The sequence below is a fragment of the Streptomyces sp. NPDC019531 genome, assembly GCF_044903305.1.
Lineage (GTDB): Bacteria > Actinomycetota > Actinomycetes > Streptomycetales > Streptomycetaceae > Streptomyces.
On the sequence record NZ_JBJDQL010000022.1, the window covers coordinates 105,214 to 124,579 of the forward strand.

Below are 19,366 nucleotides of genomic sequence, written 5' to 3' on the forward strand. Positions count from 1 at the left end.
GCATTGCTGGAGAGGGACGCCGGGCCCGGCGCGGCTCGCTCTCAATCTTCCGGAGGTTGTTCCGATGTACTCCCTGACACCCGGCTACCGCATCCCCGCCCTCCAGCGCGGACTCAGCCCGGCCGAGACCCTGCTGACCCGGGTGAACGCCGGTGTCGGGAGCGCCATGCTGGCATCGGCCGTCATGGCCCCGCCCCCGGTTTGGACGTTCGGCGCAGTCGGTCTCACCGCGGCCGCGCTCAACCTCGCGCCTGGCCCGCGCTCGATGGCCCGGTGGGCGACGGTCGGCTACCGGCACCTGCGCGAGCGCACCGTGCCCGCATCCATGACCAACCAGCCCGGCGCCACGGCGACATGGGCCCTGTACCCGGGCCACGGCACCATGCAGGACGATGCGCGGCGCACCGCCTTCCACGACGCGTTCTCCAGGGCACTGACGTTCGCGGCCGGGCAGGCCCGCCAGGCGGGCGTCCAGGTGCACGTCACCCACCACGCCACAGTCGGCGAGTTCACCGACCACACCCAGACAATCTCCGTCCACGTGCCTAAGGCACTGGTCGGACAGCCCGACCGGATCCTGGCCACCCTGGAGGGCGAGTTCGCCCGCCTCGGCTCCCTCACTCCACTCGCCTCCGAGCCGCTGCCCGCCGTCACCGACCGCGGCACCGGCTGGGTCCACCTGGACGACGGCCGGTACGCGGCCACCGCCCGGGTCACCGGCTGGCCGGACGAGACCGGCGGCGACCTGATGGGAAAACTCCTGCTCGACGACCAGGCGGAGCGCTCCTTCGCCGTGCTGTACCGGCCGCTGCCGGTGGCGGCCTCCCGCCGCTCCGCGAAGTGGCAGGAGGCGGCTTCCGAGGCGTTCACGGCCGACAAGGTCAAGCAGGACGCCAACGCCATCGCCAGCGGCACCCGGCACGGCGCCCTCGTACAGGGCGCCACCCTCGTGGACCTGGACGGCTACCTCACCGTGTGGGGCGACAGCCCGGAGGCCGTCACCGACGCCCGCTGGCAGGCCTCCCTCGCTGCCGACCGGCACCGCATCCGCCTCGACTGGCTGCCCGGCCAGCAGCACCGCGCCCACGTGATGACCACCCCGCACGGAGCCTCCACCCGGAAAGGGGCGATCCTGTGATCCGCCTGCCCTCCAACCACGCCGCGATCACCGCACCCCTCATCGCCTCCAACACCACGTTCCCCGGCATCCCGATCGGCCGCTCCCTGCTGGACGGCCGCGCCTTCCACCTCTCCCCCGTCCTGACCGACGACAGGATCCTGCCCTCCACCAGCAGCCTCGCGCTGGGGGGACTCGGCTCCGGCAAGTCCACCACGGCCAAGACCCGCGCCCGGCGCGAGATCCTTGAGCACGGCCACCAGTACGTCGTCGTCGACTCCTTCGGCGAGGACAGCGCGAGCGGCGAGTGGGCGCCGCTGGTCCGCTCCCTCGGAGGCCGGGTCATCGAGGCCGGCTCCTTCACCCTCAACCCGGTCAGCGAGCTGTTCCCGCGGGAGGTCCGCGAGCAGCTGGTGCGCTCCCTGATCGCCGCTGTCGAACCCAGCGCCCTGACCCACCAGGCCGCCCACGCCCTCCAGCACGCCCTCGCCCACCCGAAAGCGACCTCGCTGGACGGCTTGGTCGATGCGCTGGTGGCGCCGGAGGACGGCCGGTGGCCGGCCGCCAAGCTGACCGAGTGGGGCGAGGGCCCAGCGATTGCCCTGTCCCGCTACACCGAAGGCTCGCTGACCGGCCTGTTCGACGGCCAGGACGCCAGCCTCCCGGAGACCGACCTGCCCATCCTGTCCTTCGACTTCACCCGACTGGACCGCAACTCCCCGGCGATCCCCTCGCTGATGGCTGCGGTCTCCTGCTGGGCAGAGCACGTGTGGCTGCGCCAGTCCACCGCCGTACACCGCCACCTGGTGCTGGAGGAGGCCTGGCAGATCCTGCTGTCCCCGGCGACCAGTGAGCTGATCCAACGGCTGCTGAAGAACAGCCGGAAGGCCGGGCTGTCGCTGGACGTCGTGATGCACACCCTGTCCGACCTGGGGGAGGGCAAGGCACGGGACCTGGCGAAGCTGTGCGAGATCGCCCATGTCGGGCGCCTGGGACCGGAAGAGGCCGCGATCGTCGGTGCCCTGCTCGGACTGCCGCAAGCGCTCATCGACATCCTCCCCACCCTTGGTCCTGGACAGGCGGTGTGGAAGGTCGGCCCCGACTACACCGACGTCGTCCAGACCATCCTCACAGAGGACGAGATCGCGCTGACGGACACGTCCTCGCGGCGCCGCATGGCGCAGCAGGCCATGGTCCAGGACCTGGCCGTTGAGCAGGACACCACCGCCGTTCTGGCGGAGACGCTCACCGATCCGGGCGTGGACACCGCCGTCGTTGACCCCGGTGAGGATCTGCACGCACCCTTCACCGCGGCTGACGACGCATGGGATTGGGAGTCGCTCCCGCCGAACGTCATCGGCACCCTCACCCGGCACGAGCGCGTCCTCCAGGCCGCAATGGAAGGCCGGTTCGATGAGGCCTCCCAACTGGCGACGCTCTACGAGCGCGAGGACATCACCACCCACGGCCTCAACTCCCCCCAGGCCCTTGCCTGGTGGGAGACCCGGGCCCAGGTGGCGGATCTGCGCGGGGAGCCCGGACAGGCCGTCCAACTGCGCGCTACCGTCGCCCACATGGGCAACGACGACGCTGCATGGTTCGAGAAGACCGGCGACAGCACGTCCCCGGAATGGCACCGCGGCCCCCAGCCGTACGCTCCTGAACCTCAGGCCGACCAACCGCAGCCGCAACCGCGTCGGCGGGCCTGGCCCTACGTCACCGCGATAGCCGCCCTGGGCATCACGATCGCGGGCGTCTACCAGTACGCGGCCGACGACCAGACGCAGCAGGAACGCCAGGAGAAGGCCGCCGCCTACAGGGGGCGCTCCGGAGCAGAACTCCATGTCGACGGGGTGAAGGCCGACGTCGTGGCCCAGTGGAGCACCGACCGCGAGCGTGTCGTCGTGGAACTGCGGACGTACGCGGACCGCAATGTGAAGTACCTGCGCATCGACGCATCCGGCAAGACCGCGTACACCACGCAGGACGACAGCCGCTGGTATCCCAAGTCCCCGGAGCTCTCGCTGCCGGTCACCGACCCGCTTGCGGACATCACCGTCCACGTCGCGGTCGGCGGCAAGTCGTGGACGGAAGGCGCCCGGGCGCAGGCCCGGACCGTCCGTCTGTCCCCGACCGGCATCGCCTACGACGCCGATACCGGCAAGCGTCTTCCGTCCGACTAGATCAAGGATCTGCCACTGCGGGCCCGCACCTCATTCACGGGGTGCGGGCCCGCAGTCTGTGAGTCCGTCACGCGTCGATGTCCGGGTGTTCCGCCTGGTCCTCGCCCTGCTCGCGCACAGCCGCGAGAGCGCGAGGTCCGGACAGGCCGCCCGGCCGCCCCGTTTCCCCGAGACAGAAGGAGATCGTGCGTTGGCGAAAGGCCCCACCGTCATAGGCATCCTCACGGAGCCCCCGGCCCCCACCTGGTGGTGAGCCAACCGGCACAAGGTGCTTCTCTTGCTGGGCCTGCTGGCCGGCTACTACGTCGGCACCCACATCGGCGACGCTCCCGCGCAGCAGCCGAACACCCCGCGCCCGGGACACACGGCCCCCGCCACGCCCGGCCCGCACAGCACGCACACGCCCACCGGCGCCTCCTGACCCGCCGCACCCGCGCCTCGCCCCCGACACATCGTCTGTGTCGGGGGCGAGGCGCTGTCCACGACCTGCTGGAGGAGATCGCTCGTGCTCGTTCCCCGACCGCGCCGCCGGATCGGCAGGCCCCGCCCGCACCGGCCCGGCCTCCGCTACCCGCACCGGCCCCGACGGCTGCCCGGCGCCTGGTGGCGATGATGGGCGCCCCGCAGCACGAAGACGTCGACCTGGTCGACGTCGACCCGCACGATCCCGGCGACGGCTCCCTACCGGTCTTTAGGTGGAAGCAAGCCGGACACGCGAATCTGGCAACCCGCAGGCAGCTGCGGGAGATGGGGCTGCGGCCCGGCGGCCAGGATCCCGTTGCGCGGATCGAATGCCGCGGCGGCCGGCGCTTTGCCTGGCTGTACCGGATCGACCTGGCGAAGCCGAAGCTGCCGATGACGCTCGCCAAGGAAGCCGCGCTCGACAGGGCGATGGCGGCTCGGCAAACCTGCCCCGGCCCCTGCGGCCGGCGCTATTTCCACTGCCTCCCGCTCAAAAAGCTCGGCACCTGCCTGGAGTGCTACGACGGCACCCCGGCCGACCCCTCCAGCTACGTCGTCACCGCGGTCGCGCACCGGCTGGCCGCCTGAACCAACAGCCAGCTGCGGCGCGCGGTCGACCTGAGCCTGGCCGCGCTCGCCCTCCTGCTCGCGGCCGCCGCGAACGCCCTGGTTTGACGACCTTGCGTCCCCTCCCGCCCCTGCGCCGCTCGCCGGCGCGAGGGCGGGAACGGGCGCAGGACCGGACAGCCCGGCCCATCACACCCGGAAGGGAGCTCCACATGCACGACACCCTGAACGCGGCGACCCGTCCCTATGCGGCGGACTCGCCGCTGGCCCACCTGCTCGACATGGCGCAGGCCGTCGGCCAGCCGACCGAGGACGAACAGCGCGAGGACGCCGTCACAGCCGCCGCGCACCACATCTACACCGCCTACCCGGACACCCTCGGCAGGGTGCTGGACGCGATGGACTGGACCGGCCACCCCGCCCTGCACGCCCCCGGCTTCGGCTTCGAGCCGGGCGCGACGGCCTGGCTGGACGGCGGGCTGTGGCTGCACCACACCCTGCGCATCGGTTTCGACGGAGCGGTCGACGTGCTCACCCTGATCGTGCCGTGCACCTGCGGCCACGGCTACACCGACATCGTGCTCGACAGCCAGGACATGCTGATCGAGATCCTCGCCGAACTCCGGCCCACCCACGGCAAGTCCGTGCACGACGAGAACCTGGGGGACTGCCGCAGTATCCGGCCCGTCGCCCCGCTGGGCAGGCCGGTCGCGGTCCTCTGAGCCTGGAGGCGCCCGCAGCATCGGCAAGTCAGGGCGCACGGACGCCCCCAGGCCACCAGCGTCGTACGACACCGGCAGCCTTCAGCATGCCGCACCGGGCCCTGCCGCCCGGCATCACACCCCACCAGATCACACAGCAAGAGGCGCACCCCCACGCCTGGACAGCCCGGGGTGCGCCTCTTCCCTTTGTCCGCCCGTACGGGCGGGAGGAGATCCCATCATGCCCATACCCGGCGCCTTAGGGCAGCCATCCCGCACACTCGTCATCGCCGCGGCCGCTGTGCCGCTGACCGGCTGGACCGTCCACGCCGTCAGCCTGCACCGCCAACTCGCCGCGGCCCGCCGCGACCCGCTCACCGGCCTGTACGGCCGTGACGGCTACACGGCCCGGGCCACCGCACTGACCGCGCGTTACACGACGGCCGCGATGGTCCTGATCTGCGACGTCGACCACTTCAAGCAGATCAACGACACGTTCGGGCACGCCGCCGGCGACCGCGTCCTCGCCGCGACCGCCGACCGGCTCACCACATGGGCGGGCAGCCGCGGCGTAGTCGGACGGCTCGGGGGAGACGAGTTCGCCCTCGCGGTACGGATCGGCCCGGCGCGTCGGCGGCTGCGCCTGGACCAGCTCGCCGCCGCGCTCACCCAGCCCGTCGACATCGGCGACGGCCACCTGGTCGACGTCGGCGTCTCGATCGGCGCCGCCACCCCCGACACGGTCGGCACCACCGACCTGCCGATGCTGCTGCGGGCTGCCGACGCCGCCATGTACGCGGGCAAGCACACCGGCCGCGCCGTCCTCGCCGACCGCTCTCACGCCACTGCGGCGTCGGTCAACGGCCGCCGCGTCGGCCGCCCCGGCACCGCCAGCCTGGGGGCGATTGCATGAACCCGACCCTGTACGCCCCCGACTGGATTCGCGGCATCACCATCAAGCAGCCCTGGACGGCGTGCATCGTGCACGGCGACAAGCGGATCGAGAACCGGCCCAAGTCGTGGGCGCCGGGCTGGCGCCTGCTGCACGCCGGTGCCGAGTCAGGCATGGACCGGCACGCGCTGCGCGACCCGCTCGTGGCCCGCACGATCCGCGGCCACCAGCTGCACTTCAGCGCGGTCCTCGCCGTCGCCCGCATCACCGGCACCCACGGCTCCTACACCGACACCGGTGGCCCGTGCTCCCCGTGGGCGCAGCCCGGCTGCTTTCACGTGCAGCTGGACGACGTCCACGAGCTGCCGCTGCCGGTGCCGTGCCGCGGGGCGCTCGGACCATGGCGCGTCCCGCTCGACGTGTTCGAGCAGGTCCTCACCCAACTCCCCCACCTGATCGAGCTGTTCCCGGAGGCCACCTCATGACCCGCACGCGCACCGGTGTCGCCCACTACAGCGATCACGGCACGCCGGACCCGCGGTTCCCCCAGCCGCAGAGCCCGACCCCCACCCGCTGCCAGACCGAGCCGCAGCTGTTCGACCGCGACTACGGCGACTGCGCAAGGAGCAGGAGCTGGCGAAGGCCCGACGTGCCTGCTCCGGCTGCCCCCTGGTCACCGACTGCCTCAAGTGGGCCCTCGTCAACAAGGACCTCACCCAGGTCGGGATCTTCGCGGCCACCACCCCCCACCAGCGCAAGGCGCTGCGGAAGCGGCTGGTCGACCGCCTCGGACCGGACTGGATCGACGTCCTCGCCGACCAGGACCAGGCCCGCCGCGAGCGGGCCGCAGCCGCCCGGCACACCCCGCTGACCGTGAACCAGGCCCGCATCGTGCGCCTGGACCGCGAGCTCAACGGGCCGATGCCGCGCCAGCCCCTCACCCCCAAGGATCGGCAGCGCAACTGCGACCGGCTCGTGCACGCCCTCACGGCATAGAGCGGTGCCGATCCGGCCCGAGAACGTCCACCGCTACCCGCCCGACTGGCCGCAGATCTCCCTGGCCATCAAGGAGCGGGCCGGATGGCGGTGCGAGTGCGAGGGCGAATGCGGCCGGGGCACCCACCCCGGCCGCTGCCCCAACCGTCACGGCGCTCCGGCGTGCGGCACCGGCAGCACCGTCTGCCTCACCACAGCCCACCTCGATCACACCCCCGAACACGTGGACCCGGCGAATCTGCGCGCCATGTGCCAGGGCTGCCACCTGCACCTGGACGCCGGGCACCACGCCGTCACGCGCGCCACGACCCGCGCCCGGGCCCTCGCCGACGCCGGGCAACTTGCCGTCGACGTCGGCGATGCCGCCACCCCGGTCATGCCGCCCACCCGCCCGCAGACCCTCCGTACTGCCGCGGCCCCGGGCACCGAACAGCTCCTCCTGGACCTCCCCGCCACCCCTGAAGGGATCCGCCCGTGAAGCTCACCATCGGACAGGAACATCTCGCGGCCGCCGTCGGCTACGCCGCCCGCAGCCTCCCCGCCCGACCGCCGGTCCCCGTCCTGGCCGGCATCCTCCTGGACGCACACGAGGACTGGCTGCGCGTCAGCGCCTTCGACTACGAGGTGTCCGCCGACACCGGTGCCCCCGCCACCGTCACCGAGAACGGCCGCGCCCTGATCTCCGGCAGGCTGCTGTCCGACATCATCGCCACCATCCGCGGCGACGTGCACCTCGAACTCACCGGCAGCCGCATGCTGCTGCGCGCCGGATCCGCCCGCTTCACCCTGCCGACGCTGCCCCTGGAGGAGTACCCGGCCCTGCCCGACCCGGGCGCCACCACCGGCACCCTCGCCGGGGCAGACCTCGCCGAAGCGGTTGCCCAGGTCGCCAGCGCGGTCGGCAAGGACGACACCCTGCCGCTGCTCACCGGCATCGGCCTGCGCCACGACAACGAGGCGGGCACCCTCACCCTGCAGGCCACCGACCGCTACCGGTTCGCCGTGCGCACCCTGGCGTGGAAGGACGCCGACCTGCCCGACTGCACCGCCGTGATCCCGACCAAGGCCCTCATCGACGCCGCCAAGGCCGTCGCCGACGACACCGCCGTCGACATCGCCCTGCCCACCGCGAGCTCGGGCCTGTTCACGCTGCGCGGCGAGTGCCACACCAACACCATCCGCGCCATGGAGGGCGAACTCCCCAAGTACGAGGCGCTCTTCCCCACGGAGTTCGAGCACGAGGCCACGGTGGAGGTCGCGGCGCTCAAGGCGGCCGCGCAGCGCGTCTCCCTGGTCTCCACCAAGAAGGAATCGCCGATCAAGCTCACGTTCACGGCTGAAGGCACCCTCGTGCTGGAGGGCGGCACGAGCGACGACGCCCAAGCCGTCGACAACGTCGACACCAGCCTCGAAGGCGGCGAGCTGAGCATCGCGTTCAACCCGTCCTTCCTGATCGACGGCCTCAACGCCCTGAACGCCGAACGCGTCCAGTTCCAGTTCACCACCGCCACCAAGCCCGCCGTCCTGCGCGGCCACGGCAGCGACGACCAGGCGCTGCGCTACCTCCTCATGCCGATCCGCCTCAGCGGCTGAAACCGCCGCACAGGCCCAACCCTGACCTGCGGGGCGGCCGTCGACATGCTCCGGCCGCCCCGCAGCACCAGCCCACTCACCGAGAGAACCCTCATGACGGATACCACCACCCGCCTCACCCACCTGCGCACCCGGCTGCTGGGTGCCGCCTACGCCAACGCGGACTTCTGGACGCAGCGCTCCGCCCTCCTCACCGACCAGGCCCTGGCCGCCCTCGCCGACCGCGACCTGGCCGCCGCCGAAGACCTCGCCCACCGCCAGATGGACCCTGACTTCCTCAACGACACCCGCGTCATGGGCGCGGCCATCCAGGCCGGGATCGACACCAGCCACTGGGAGGAACGGCGCGAGAAGATCCGCGACTACGCGCGGGAGGCCGACTGGCTCAACGCAGCGAGCGACCCGGACACCGAGGCCAAACGACTGTGGTCATCCCTGTACGACCACTACCCCGCCATCGCGCAAGCTCTGGCCGCCTTTCTCACCGAGCTGCCGCCCACCTGGCGCGAGGACCTGTTCACCCGCACCTACCTCTTCCCCGCCCCCAACGGCCCCGCCAGGCCGCAGCTCCCCGGACCGGAGACCGCACCGTACGACGACATGAACTGGGAGGACTGCCCGGCCTGCGCCGAAGCACAGGACCAGTGCCGCTACCACCGCGGCGTCGTCGCCGGCATGGAGTACCAGCGCGATCTCATCACCACGGCCCTGACCGATCACGCGGCCATCGACCAGCTCCAACAGCGCCACACCGAACTCGAGGCGAAAGCTGCCCAGCCGGCGGCCGCCGACGCGAGCACACCCACCACCTAGCCGCGCCGTCTCAGGACGTTGGTGTCACGACCGCGAGTGCAGACGGTCGGGACCGATCCTCGCGAGGGCGCCCACCCAAACCCGAACGGGTTCGCCCGCACCCCCATCCCCCAGTTGGAAGGCAGGTTCACCTAGTGAAGCACCGTCTCTTCCGCCGCTGCGGCCACGCTCCCGGCACCCTCACCCCTGAGGATCAGGCCGTCGTCGACGCGTTCCGCGCACTGCTCGCCGCCCGCAAGAACCCGCAACCCTGGACGCCCGGCAGTGGCCAGGACATCGCCATCCGCATCGGCCCGTTCATCGAGCGCGCCCACCCGATCCCCGGCGACGATCACGGGCCCGACGCCATCGCCGTCACCCTGGTCCACCCCGACGACCCGTACACGCCCTATGCCGACCGCTACACCAGCAAGGGCTGGCTGCGCTGCGAGACGTCGACCATCCTCGGCACCTGGAACCCGGCCTACCGGATGCTCACCCACGCCGCGGCGGGCCTGGACCTCCCCGACGACGTCGCGATGCCCCAGGCCCACTACGCCGTGCACATCGCCCGGTACCCGCACGACGAGTTCGGGCAGCTCCTGCTCCGGATCGGCCCATACACCCAGTGCCGTCACACGGAACGCGACGCCGACCGCCTCAACGCCCTGCTGCAGAAGGGAAGCTCCGGGGCCGTGGCCAAGACGACGCTGTTCGCCGTCAGCGACCACGCCGCCTACCACGACCCCTACGAGACCGACATCGCCGCGCTCCTGGCGGCCACCATCGACCACGAGGAAACTGGCGAGCGACACAGCCCTGCACGAGACCGCCACTTAAGGCGGCATGACATAGAACTCTGAGCACGGCAAAGGCCCGTACGCCCCGCGAACTTCGGGACGTACAGGCCTTTTTCCGTTTCAGGGCTGTGGGAACTCAGGCAGGCTGCTGCTCTTACTGGGTCAGCTCCTGGAGCAGTGCGTCGTACGCGGAGGGTGTCAGGAGCGGTTGTGCACTGCGGCTCGGTTGTGCTGCGCGTCCGGTCCAGGCTGCGGCACGATCCGCGGCAGGGTGGCGGGGCGCAGTGCCCAGTGCACGCGGAACTGTTCGAGGATCTTGCGGGCGCTGTGCGGGGATACGGTCATTTCCAACCGTGCTTCGGCCAGTCGCTGCAGGTCGGCAGCGGGCGGTTTCTCGGGGCCTGTGTAGGCCGCTTTGCGGGCAGCGAAGTTGCGTCGCGCGAACACCTCGAGCAGGGTGCCGATGAAGTAGAGGTAGCACGAGAACTCCTCCCAGCGCTGGTCGCGTTCGCCGATCGGGTCGGCGCCCTCACCGTGGGGAGGATGCACGGCGTGCGCCAGTTGCAGGATGCGCTGTTCGAGTTCGGGGTTGGCTCGAGTGGAGTCGGCGTCGCGGATCAGCGCTATGAGGGTGTGCAGGTCGTGCACCGTGTGCGCGGTGGCGGCGGAGTCGTCGTGGCGGGCCAGCAGTACGCGAAACCCAGCCAAGGCCTGTGCGGCTTCCTCCCACAGCACATCCCGGGCGAGCGCCGCCAGCCCGGGCTGCCCGGTGCGCCGGTGTGTCTCGGTCACCTTGCGGGTGTAGCGGATGAGGTCGCGCGGGAGCCCGCCGGACAGCGCGTGAACAAGCGCGACGAAGGGATCGGTGAATCCCGGCACCCGCATCTGCAGCAACTGCCTGGACTCCTCCAGAGCGCGAGCCTCGATGACGAGCACGTCTTCCAGGGAGCTGTCGGTGACGTCGCGGGTGGGCAGCCCGCGGCGGATGAAGGCCGCGCCGATGTCTTCTGACACCGACAGCACGAAGTACACGCGGGGTACGTCGAAGATGGCCTTGATCTCGGCGAGGAACGCGCGTGCCTGCTCGCTCGAACCCAGCCGGTCGAGCTCGTCGATGCCGATGAAGACCTTCCAGTTGTCTTGGCGCTCGATGGCGCTGATGCGCGACAACAGGCTGCGGAACTCCCACACCAGCTCCGGGTAGGTGAAGGTGCGTGAGCTGCTGCCGCTAGTACGGCCGATGCCCAGGGTGAGCGCGCGGCCCGACGCGCCGAGCGATGTCGAGGCGCTGACGGACTGGATGTGCTGCAGAAGATTCAGGTAGTTGTGGCAGTCCTGTACGAGGCGCCGCGCCGGCCTCCCGCTGAGCCAGGTCCTGGGATTCGCCCACCACACCAAAAGCGCTCCCGCCGCGAGCAGCACCAGACGGGAGATCGTGGGATGCTCCTGCCACGCGGTCACCGTCCACTCCCGCACGTCCACCGCCCAGATTGCGGCGGCGGGATGAGCGGACTGGTAGATGGCATCGGCTACTTCGCGAACTTCCTGCTGAATCGCCAGGACGACCAGGCCGAGCCCGGAAAGTAGCTGGGCCCACCGGCGGGCCGAGTGGTAGAGGCGCCGGGGCCGGTGCGCTGCACGCGCCCGCGAGCGGAACAGAAACGGGGTACGCGGCCGGCGGCCGTAGAGCGCGAGGTAATCCCGGCACACCGACTGGAACAGCGAGAGCAGGAACTCTTCGGGGCGGTAGTTGGCCGGCGTCTGGACGATGGTGTGGAAATGTAGTGCGGGAAACGGGCCGAGCCGGCCCTGGCAGGCCTTCTTCAGCAGGGTGCTCTTGCCGACGCCCCGTGGGCCGCAGATCGCGATCGCCCCGCCGCTCATCTGGTCGAGCTTGCGCTGCAGGGCGGACTCGACCTGCGTCGATATCCAGTATCGGGAGTTGCTGGCGTCGATGAGACCGTCATGGCTGTGGGTCACGAGCAGTGACTCGTGATCAGGCCCGAGCAGCGCCGTCATCTCGCGCCGCATGATCGGGTTCATCGTCCGTTTCAGCTTGACGAGCGCCCACCAGGCCAGGCGCACCTCGGTGTCGGCCGCGTATGGCCTGCCCATAGCACGCCATACGCGGCAGTCTGCATCTGGTCGATGAAGTTGCTCCGGTTGTCCGGGTCCCTGAACTCCTTCCAGCCGCAGTAGCCGAGCGGCCAGATAAGGACCACTGGGCGCACCCACCATGGGATTCCGATCGCTGCGTCAGTCAGCCAGTAAGTGAGGGCCACCAGGAACACGAGGGGCAAGAAGGGCGTGGCGCGGCATTGCTCCCGGACCTCGATGAGGCTTTGGCGCAAGGCGTCGACGCGGGCCGCCTTCCCGCGCAGCTCGAAGTAGGCGGGATCGGCCCGCAGCACCTCGGAGATGATCCGGGGCTGGTCGAAGGCCTGCCGCAGGTGCTCCTCGGTGACCTGCGGCCGGTCCAGGTCCAGATACGTCCGGATCTCCGGGTGCTCGACCGACGCCGCCACGGCACGCTCGTACCAAGGCCGGATTCTCCGGGGCTCCAGGTGCCAGATTCCGCTGGGCATCCATGCCTTCCTCTATGCAGCGAACGAATCCCGCGGGCCGAGTAAGACGGGAAACCGCCGATGGCTGACACCGCACACTCCTTACGGCGCTACAGGACCGAGCCAGCATCGTAGGAGCATTCATGCTTAACGGGTCCTGACACGAAGCAAGTTGACGCAATGTTGCTGGTAGCAGCTGCGGTGACGTCATTTCATGGATGCAGCCCGTTGGGGCGCGGCATCTCCCTTCGGCGCACGCGCACCGACGTCGCACAGTGGTACCTCCCACTCGAGAAGCACCTGTGACTGTGGCAATCGGCACGTCGCACGGCACCATCCGTAGAGCAACTTCACCAAGGAGAGGGCATCTTGGCCGGGCGGCACATGGCATTCCTGCGCAGGCACGAAGTGGAGAGACTCCTCCACCTGGGCAAAGGCGAGTTGGATCGTCTCCTGGAGGAGGAAGAAGGCTTCCCTGATGGATCCGAGGGATATCTCAGTCACTTTGACCAAGTACTCGGCACGGAGCCCCACTGGGGGTGGGATGGCGGCTCGGTCTACGTCTGGGCCGCCCGCTCCGGCCGGTTTCGCGAGCGGGGCGCCGTGCTGCTTGATCCATCCCTGGGCACACGGGCTGTCGCTCCCGGCAAGTGGGTCGGATTCCAGCCCACTTCACAGGGGCCGGCCATGGACTGGGAGACAGATCTCGGTGTCGTGCGCATATTGCACATCACCCGCTTCGGTGCAGCCTGCGCCATGGCCGTAGAGCTGGCCGAGGACGCAGGCTCCCAGGGCGTGATCACAGTGTGTGCCCTGTTTGGCGATATCGGATTCACGGGACCGGCCCTGATCGCGGCCGACACCGCACAGCCACATCTGGAGTACGAGGCTCAGTGGGGCCTGGTCACTCGACTCGTCGGACAGCCGCTGCCCTGGTGGCCCAGTGCGCTGCGACGCTCTGACGTGATCAGCCAATGGTCACCCGGCGCACCTGTCACGCTCGCCGAGGTCCTGCCCGACGAAAAGGAGACCACGTTGCGGCAGGCAGCCACCGTCCGGTGGCCTGACGACGCCGCCGGGACGGCACTGGTGGATCTGGCCAACTCCTTGCGCAATCAAGACATCGGCAGCCTTGACAGTGAGATACGCATCTTCGGCGAGCACGGTGGGAATCCCCACGGCGACCCGCTCCTCATCGCTGCCCGGCACCGCACCGAGGGCTATCCCTTGCCCCGCATTGATGACCATGACGTGCTCGCCGCAGGCTGGCGCACCATCGCCTTCAGCCGGCTCTTCGAAGCCTACGAACCCTTGGAGATCGGTATGCGCTACGCAGCCGACCTCCTGCCGTTCGGACCGCACACCGAAGTGCACGCCCGCGGGTCCGCCGCCCGCCGATGGGGACAGCAACTGACACCGTGCGCCCCTACCGCACTGCACGCCGTCCTCGCTGACGACGCTCAGGACGTGACCTTCTACACCGACTGCACGTCGGGCATTCCTGTCATCCGCAAAGGGTCCTCGCGCGACAGCACATGGGTCTTCCTGGCCCCGCTGCGGATACCGGATCCCGACGCCCAGCTTAAGTCCGTGATCCTGGAAGACACCGTGTGGATACGGACCACGGACGACCGGATCCATCCCGGGCCGTGCACCCCAAGAGAGCACCTCTGGTGGGGCCCCGGCGGAGGAGACCGGCCCACGGAGGCCGCCTGGGTCATCTCCCAACTCATGGACGACCTCAGTACGCAAGTGAGCCTGGACGACCACTGGCATCACGCCCCCGCCGGCCTGAGGGAGCTACTCAACCAAACCCACGCGTACGGCACCGAACTCCCGCGACCCGTGCTCGATCACGCCCGATCGCAACAGGTCGGCGATACCCCTTAACCGACGGCCGATGTCGCCCGAATAGCGAGACCGATTAGTTGTTGTCCCGTCTCCGTGATCGTGGCCTGAGGTAAGTCGCTGACCTGGGGTTGGACAGATGGGGTGAGACGCTGGTCTTCGGGGTGTCTCGCTGCTTGTGGCCATCGCAGGCGGGGATGGAAAATCTCACCTGCATGGCCAGGACCCGCGGATTAAAGTGCCCCGATGAGTAGCCGGAATGATCAAGTCTTAGGGGAAGACCGCGGGGCAGTCGCCGTAGGGTCCGTGCCGACCAATGTGGTGGGCCTGCGCGAGGTGTTCACTGATCCGCTCTGGCGCATCTCCGTCCATCTCACCCCGGTGGAAGTCGACCTGCTGCGCAGTGAGCCGCTGCGGCGCCTGCACTTCATAGCGCACGGCGGGGCCTCGGCGATCAGCACCCTGCAGTCGTACTCAAGGCTTGAGCACAGCCTGGGGGTCCTGGCCCTGGTCTCGCATTTCCGCCGCGATGACCAAGTGCTGCGGGTCGCGGCGCTGGTGCACGACATCGGCCATCTGCCGCTCAGCCACACTTTCGAGGGCGTCGCCGACCTCAACCACCACGCCATTGGCACCGATCTGCTCCAGGCCGACGCGGTCCGCGCTGTACTCGCAAGGCACGGCATCAGCACTGATGCGGTCGTAGCCACCATGGACAAACGGTCCGCCTCCCCGCTGAGCAGTCACTCCAGCCTGCTCAACCTCGACCACCTTGACTCCTACGTCCGCAGCGGGCGGTTTTCTGGGCGGCTCAACGCCGATCCGGCCGTTCTGTTGGATCGGCTCGAACTCAAGGACGCTGCGATCTCAACCGATCGCGAAACGGCAGGAACGCTTGTCGACCTCGTCTGCGCAGAAGCACGACTGCACACCTCGTGGGAGAATGTGGGCCCAGTCTCCGTAGTGCGGCGGCTGGTCTGCCGACTGCTCGACGGCGGGGCAGCCGATCCATACCGGCTGGCCCGGATGACTGATCCGCAACTGTGGTCCGCCTTCGACTCTCTCGAAGCCACACGTGCCGAGGGCACCATGCTGCGATACGAACTGCACCGGTTGAAGGTCGTATCTGGTGGAGTTCCCGATGACCCGTCGGCCTGGAACTACGCGCTGCGCAAGATCTACAGCTCTGCCCCGCTGGTTGATGGCGAGCGCCTCGAGGTCTCAGCGCCTGAACTGGCCGCCGAACTGGACCATCTCAGACTGCTGCCCACCAGATTTCGCGTCTGGTGGACCTGAGCGCCGACTAGGTCGTGGCCACGTACCCGAGATGTTCACCCCAACGTGGCCAGGCCGAGTGGGACCTGGCCAGGACACTCCTGGCGGCCACCATCGACCAGGCGGAAACTGCGTGACCAGAGCGCTGTACGAGCTCGCCGCTCGGGGGCATGACATAGAACTTTGAGCACGGCAAAGGCCCGTACGCCCCGCGAACTTCGGGGCGTACGGGCCTCTTTGCGTTTCAGGGCCGTGGGAAATCAGGCAAGCTGCTGCGCTTGCTGGTCCAGCTCCTGGAGCAGGGTGACGTACGCGTCAGGGTGCTCCTCGCGCAGGATCCTCAGCCACACGCGAGCCCCCTCAGCGAAGACTTCTGGCGTCATCTTCAGGTGCAGCTGAGTGACCACCGAGAGCGCATCGCCGTACGGCAGTTGGTCCGGCTGTTCGGCCTCGGGCTGCGCCGCGCTCTCCGGGGCCTGAGCCCTCTGGGTATTAACGGCGTTAACGGTCGACGGTGCGGGGGAACCTGCTGGCGCCCCGCCCTCGGAGGTATTAACGGCGTTAACGGTTGAGGCCTCGCCGGCCTGTTCCACCGCAGGTTTGCGCCGCTGGCGAGGGGCCTTGGCGGCCTCGATGACCTTCTTCGCCTCGCCCGCCTGCTGAGCCTTGGGGAGCCGGCCGATTCGGCGAGCCGGTTCCACCTTCAACTCTCCCGTCTCCACCTGCTCCTGCAGTTCGGGCGTGAGTTCCAGGAGTGCTAGGCGCTGCGACACCCAGGGGGGCGTCTTCCCCAGGCGCCTGGCCACCTCGCCCTGCGACCCGTGTACCTTCACGAGATCCTGAATAGCCTTCGCCTGGTCCAGTGGAGCTACATCCTCGCGGTGGATGTTGGCGATCAGCGCGGACTCCAGGAGGTCCGCCGCACTTGCCGCGAGGTCGTCGTTGACGTCGATCCGCAGCTCTTTGAGGCCGGCCAGATGGGCGGCAGCCAGACGCCGGTTGCCGTCGATGACGACGTACTCGGCTTCAGCGAGCGTCTCTTCCTGCCCGGGGTGCGCCGTCAGGAAGGCAGCGCGCCGCGCCACGGTGACCGGCTGGATTTGCCCCTTGGCCCGCAACGAATCCGCGGTCTCATCGAGGTTGGCGAGCTCTTCGCGCGGGTTGAACGGATTGTGCGCCAGCAGCTTCAGTGCAACCGAGGCCGGGGGCCTCTTGCCTTCCCCGCTCATGATCTGGGAGCGCGTCCGGACGCGCCGGGGACCTTCCTGCTCTCCGCCTGCCGCACTCTCGTCCATGCTGAAGCCGCGCGTGATCCGCGGCTGACCGTCCTTCTTGCTGGTGTTCCTCATACCGCCAGTTCCTTCGCCAGGTCGCGCATCGCCTGCGCATGTTCGCTGTCCGGTGCGTACTCAAGCAGTGGGATCTCGCCGTCAGCGGCCTCGCGGCCTTCCTTCAGGTCGCCGATTACCGCCAGAACGGGCGGGGAACTGCTCTTCTCCCACTCATCCTTGTTCTCCTTGACGAGCTTGCCGCGGCGGCTGTCGTACGCGTTGATGATCAGTCCCAGGTAGTCGACCTGGATCCGGCCCTTCGTGCACAGGTCGTCCTTCTGGGACTTCAGCAACCGGAAGGCGCGGTGGGACGCCTTGTTTGCCCAGACGGGGGTGATGACGCCTGATCGGTCCGCAAGTTCACCTTCGCGGCGGCGCACGTAGTACAGGGCGGTGTCCATGTTCAGACCAAGGCTGGGCGGGCCGTCGATGATGATGACGTCGTAATCCTCTTCCAACGGCTCCAGAGCACGTTCCAGGGCGGCCTCGCTGAAGCTCACCTTGGACAGGGCGACGTCCCGGAGGAACGCGTCGTCGGACGCGGGAAGTAGATGCAACCGCTCACCGAAGCGCTCCTGGTCCAACGCGACCAGCAGGTCATGGATGTCACCCTTCGCGGTGCCGTCCATGTGCATCATCAGCGTCTCGACGTCGTCCTCGTACATGAGGTCTTCGAAGCCGAGCTCGGCAGTGAGGTGTCCTTGCGGGTCGTAGTCGATGATCAGGACGCGATGCCCGGCCTCTGCGAGAGCCTGGGCAATGCCGGAGGAGATGAATGTCTTGCCTACGCCGCCCTTCTGGTTGGCCACTATGACCCGCACGACCGGCTGCGACACCAACGGGGTCGTGGGGGAGGGGTGGTTGTCGAGCCACAGAGTCAACGCCTGCGCGAGACCCTGCACGTAGGTGATGCCGCGCTCCGAGCAGGCGGCCTTGAACTCGTCAGGGCCGCCGACCGGGAGGAACGTCCCCCAGGTTTTGGCTCCCTCGGTGTCGACTTCGGGGACGTCATCGGCTTCGTACCAGGCCTTGATGGCGTGCTCGGTCGCGTCCTGGATGTCCATTCCGTGCTCAAAGGCGCGGATCTTCAGGTGCCTGCGCAGCTTCGGAGTGAGAGCTGTAATTAGCTTCTCTCGTTCTCCTCTGGGACTCGGGATGCTCATGCGGCCGAACTTTACTAGGTGAGCTGCGTGCTGAGAGGGAAGCCAGCTCACGCATCACCTGTTGAGGCTCGCGGAGCGGGCGCACCGGTGGGGAATTGAGGGAACCCCCAACGACAGGTGAACACCCGAAACGACGCTGCCGCAGAGTGTGTTGAAGCAGCCCTCCCAACTCCAGACTCCAGCGACAGACGAAGGAAGAACTCGAGAAGTTCGTGATCGACGGTCGGGGTTTCCGGCTTTATCGATCCTCGCAGAGCATGCGCGGGCTGCCTCGTGACCTTCGAGGCCGAGCGCTGAAGTACGAGTGGACGGCCACCCCCTCGACCGACGACGCGGCCGTGGACGTGGGCACGGAGGCTTCCGGCGTTTATGCACGTCGTTCGCCCTGGTTGAGCGGATGGAGTAGAGATCACCTCTGCCCCGTTTCGGTGGTGCGGGGTTCGTCCGGCAACCTCGCCGACCGCTGCTGGTGACTCTCTACCGGGTGACGGCGATCTCGAACAGTGGGTTGCCGCTTCGGTCGGCGAACTCCAGCACCCCGTCCTGGTCGGGAACGACTGCCGCCTCGGAGCCGGTGACACTCTCCCCCGGGCGCGGGTCGGGCTGCAGTGAGTCACCGACATCACCAAGGAACAGTCCCGGCGTCGCCACCTGGGCGTTGGACGTCCACCGGCTCGGCGCAGTCAACGGGTACAAGTCAAACTCGTCCGGTCCGGTGTTGGTGACCTTGAACTTCCAGATGACGACCTGCTTGCCGGGTTCTGCCTTCTGCACGTCGAAGTCCTTGGACACACGCACCTCCAGCAGGGTCACGTCGGCGGCACCGGGAGGGATCGGCCTGGCCAGCTCCGCGGGCGAGGTGGAGATGTGGAGGGTCTGTCCCACGGCCAGCCTGGGTGTGCTGTCGGTTGGCATCTGCGATGCCTTGGGTGTCTGCGACTGCTGGGGCGTCTGTGGCGTGCTGCTGGGCGGGGTGGAGTTGCCTCCGCCACCTCCGCCACCTCCGCAGGCTGTCGCGCTGCCGCCGACGGCTAGGACCGCGACGACCGCGATGCTGGCGGCCTTGAGCTTCATGACGATCC

General features: G+C 69.0%; 19 protein-coding genes. 14 read left to right on the forward strand and 5 right to left on the reverse strand.

Features of this window, described 5'->3' with window-relative positions; genetic code table 11:
- Window positions 1-64 precede the first annotated feature (64 nt).
- From ACI2L1_RS24680 to ACI2L1_RS24735, 12 genes are all read left to right on the forward strand, one after another.
- Complete coding sequence (locus ACI2L1_RS24680) at window positions 65-1,138, forward strand: hypothetical protein (protein ID WP_404741516.1); 1,074 nt, start codon at window positions 65-67, stop codon at window positions 1,136-1,138.
- Window positions 1,135-3,300 (forward strand): hypothetical protein, encoded by a 2,166-nt coding sequence (locus tag ACI2L1_RS24685; protein ID WP_404741517.1) that lies wholly within the window; start codon window positions 1,135-1,137, stop codon window positions 3,298-3,300. Before ACI2L1_RS24680 ends, ACI2L1_RS24685 begins: the two co-directional genes overlap by 4 nt.
- 277 nt (window positions 3,301-3,577) lie before the next feature.
- Window positions 3,578-3,721 (forward strand): hypothetical protein, encoded by a 144-nt coding sequence (locus ACI2L1_RS24690; protein WP_404741518.1) that lies wholly within the window; start codon window positions 3,578-3,580, stop codon window positions 3,719-3,721.
- A gap of 191 nt (window positions 3,722-3,912) precedes the next feature.
- A complete protein-coding gene (locus tag ACI2L1_RS24695; RefSeq protein ID WP_404741553.1) occupies window positions 3,913-4,350 on the forward strand; it encodes an RRQRL motif-containing zinc-binding protein in 438 nt (145 codons plus the stop codon).
- A gap of 191 nt (window positions 4,351-4,541) precedes the next feature.
- Window positions 4,542-5,051, forward strand: coding sequence for a hypothetical protein (locus ACI2L1_RS24700; protein WP_404741519.1), 510 nt, complete (start codon window positions 4,542-4,544; stop codon window positions 5,049-5,051).
- Window positions 5,052-5,271: 220 nt separating this feature from the next.
- Window positions 5,272-5,943 (forward strand): GGDEF domain-containing protein, encoded by a 672-nt coding sequence (locus ACI2L1_RS24705; RefSeq protein ID WP_404741520.1) that lies wholly within the window; start codon window positions 5,272-5,274, stop codon window positions 5,941-5,943.
- A complete protein-coding gene (locus ACI2L1_RS24710; protein ID WP_404741521.1) occupies window positions 5,940-6,407 on the forward strand; it encodes a hypothetical protein in 468 nt (155 codons plus the stop codon). The genes ACI2L1_RS24705 and ACI2L1_RS24710 overlap by 4 nt, the downstream gene beginning before the upstream one ends.
- 184 nt (window positions 6,408-6,591) lie before the next feature.
- On the forward strand, window positions 6,592-6,918 hold the full coding sequence (locus ACI2L1_RS24715) for a hypothetical protein (protein ID WP_404741554.1): 327 nt from the start codon (window positions 6,592-6,594) through the stop codon (window positions 6,916-6,918).
- 4 nt (window positions 6,919-6,922) lie between these two features.
- The gene (locus ACI2L1_RS24720) at window positions 6,923-7,396 is read left to right on the forward strand and encodes a hypothetical protein (RefSeq protein ID WP_404741522.1); all 474 of its coding nucleotides are present in this window, start codon (window positions 6,923-6,925) and stop codon (window positions 7,394-7,396) included.
- Window positions 7,393-8,511 (forward strand): DNA polymerase III subunit beta, encoded by a 1,119-nt coding sequence (gene dnaN / locus ACI2L1_RS24725; protein WP_404741523.1) that lies wholly within the window; start codon window positions 7,393-7,395, stop codon window positions 8,509-8,511. Before ACI2L1_RS24720 ends, dnaN begins: the two co-directional genes overlap by 4 nt.
- A gap of 93 nt (window positions 8,512-8,604) precedes the next feature.
- Complete coding sequence (locus ACI2L1_RS24730) at window positions 8,605-9,324, forward strand: hypothetical protein (protein WP_404741524.1); 720 nt, start codon at window positions 8,605-8,607, stop codon at window positions 9,322-9,324.
- Window positions 9,325-9,458: 134 nt separating this feature from the next.
- Complete coding sequence (locus tag ACI2L1_RS24735) at window positions 9,459-10,166, forward strand: hypothetical protein (protein ID WP_404741525.1); 708 nt, start codon at window positions 9,459-9,461, stop codon at window positions 10,164-10,166.
- A 135-nt stretch (window positions 10,167-10,301) separates the two neighbouring features.
- On the opposite strand, the gene ACI2L1_RS24740 is transcribed toward ACI2L1_RS24735, so the two are convergent.
- Window positions 10,302-12,218: a P-loop NTPase fold protein gene (locus ACI2L1_RS24740; protein WP_404741526.1), complete on the reverse strand. Its 1,917-nt coding sequence runs from the start codon at window positions 12,216-12,218 to the stop codon at window positions 10,302-10,304.
- Window positions 12,155-12,688, reverse strand: a complete 534-nt coding sequence (locus tag ACI2L1_RS24745; protein ID WP_404741527.1) for a hypothetical protein — start codon at window positions 12,686-12,688, stop codon at window positions 12,155-12,157. Before ACI2L1_RS24745 ends, ACI2L1_RS24740 begins: the two co-directional genes overlap by 64 nt.
- Before the next feature lie 348 nt (window positions 12,689-13,036).
- On the opposite strand from ACI2L1_RS24745, the gene ACI2L1_RS24750 reads away from it, so the two are divergent.
- Complete coding sequence (locus ACI2L1_RS24750) at window positions 13,037-14,557, forward strand: hypothetical protein (protein WP_404741528.1); 1,521 nt, start codon at window positions 13,037-13,039, stop codon at window positions 14,555-14,557.
- Window positions 14,558-14,821: 264 nt separating this feature from the next.
- Window positions 14,822-15,811, forward strand: coding sequence for an HD domain-containing protein (locus tag ACI2L1_RS24755; protein WP_404741529.1), 990 nt, complete (start codon window positions 14,822-14,824; stop codon window positions 15,809-15,811).
- A gap of 239 nt (window positions 15,812-16,050) precedes the next feature.
- Here the strand turns inward: ACI2L1_RS24755 and ACI2L1_RS24760 are convergent, their stop codons facing one another.
- The 3 genes from ACI2L1_RS24760 to ACI2L1_RS24770 all read right to left on the reverse strand — a co-directional run bounded on the left by ACI2L1_RS24760 (window position 16,051) and on the right by ACI2L1_RS24770 (window position 19,358).
- The gene (locus ACI2L1_RS24760) at window positions 16,051-17,139 is read right to left on the reverse strand and encodes a ParB/RepB/Spo0J family partition protein (protein ID WP_404741530.1); all 1,089 of its coding nucleotides are present in this window, start codon (window positions 17,137-17,139) and stop codon (window positions 16,051-16,053) included.
- The gene (locus ACI2L1_RS24765; RefSeq protein WP_404741531.1) at window positions 17,136-18,335 is read right to left on the reverse strand and encodes a ParA family protein; all 1,200 of its coding nucleotides are present in this window, start codon (window positions 18,333-18,335) and stop codon (window positions 17,136-17,138) included. The genes ACI2L1_RS24760 and ACI2L1_RS24765 overlap by 4 nt, the downstream gene beginning before the upstream one ends.
- 426 nt (window positions 18,336-18,761) lie before the next feature.
- Window positions 18,762-19,358, reverse strand: a complete 597-nt coding sequence (locus ACI2L1_RS24770) for a hypothetical protein (RefSeq protein ID WP_404741532.1) — start codon at window positions 19,356-19,358, stop codon at window positions 18,762-18,764.
- Window positions 19,359-19,366: the final 8 nt, after the last annotated feature.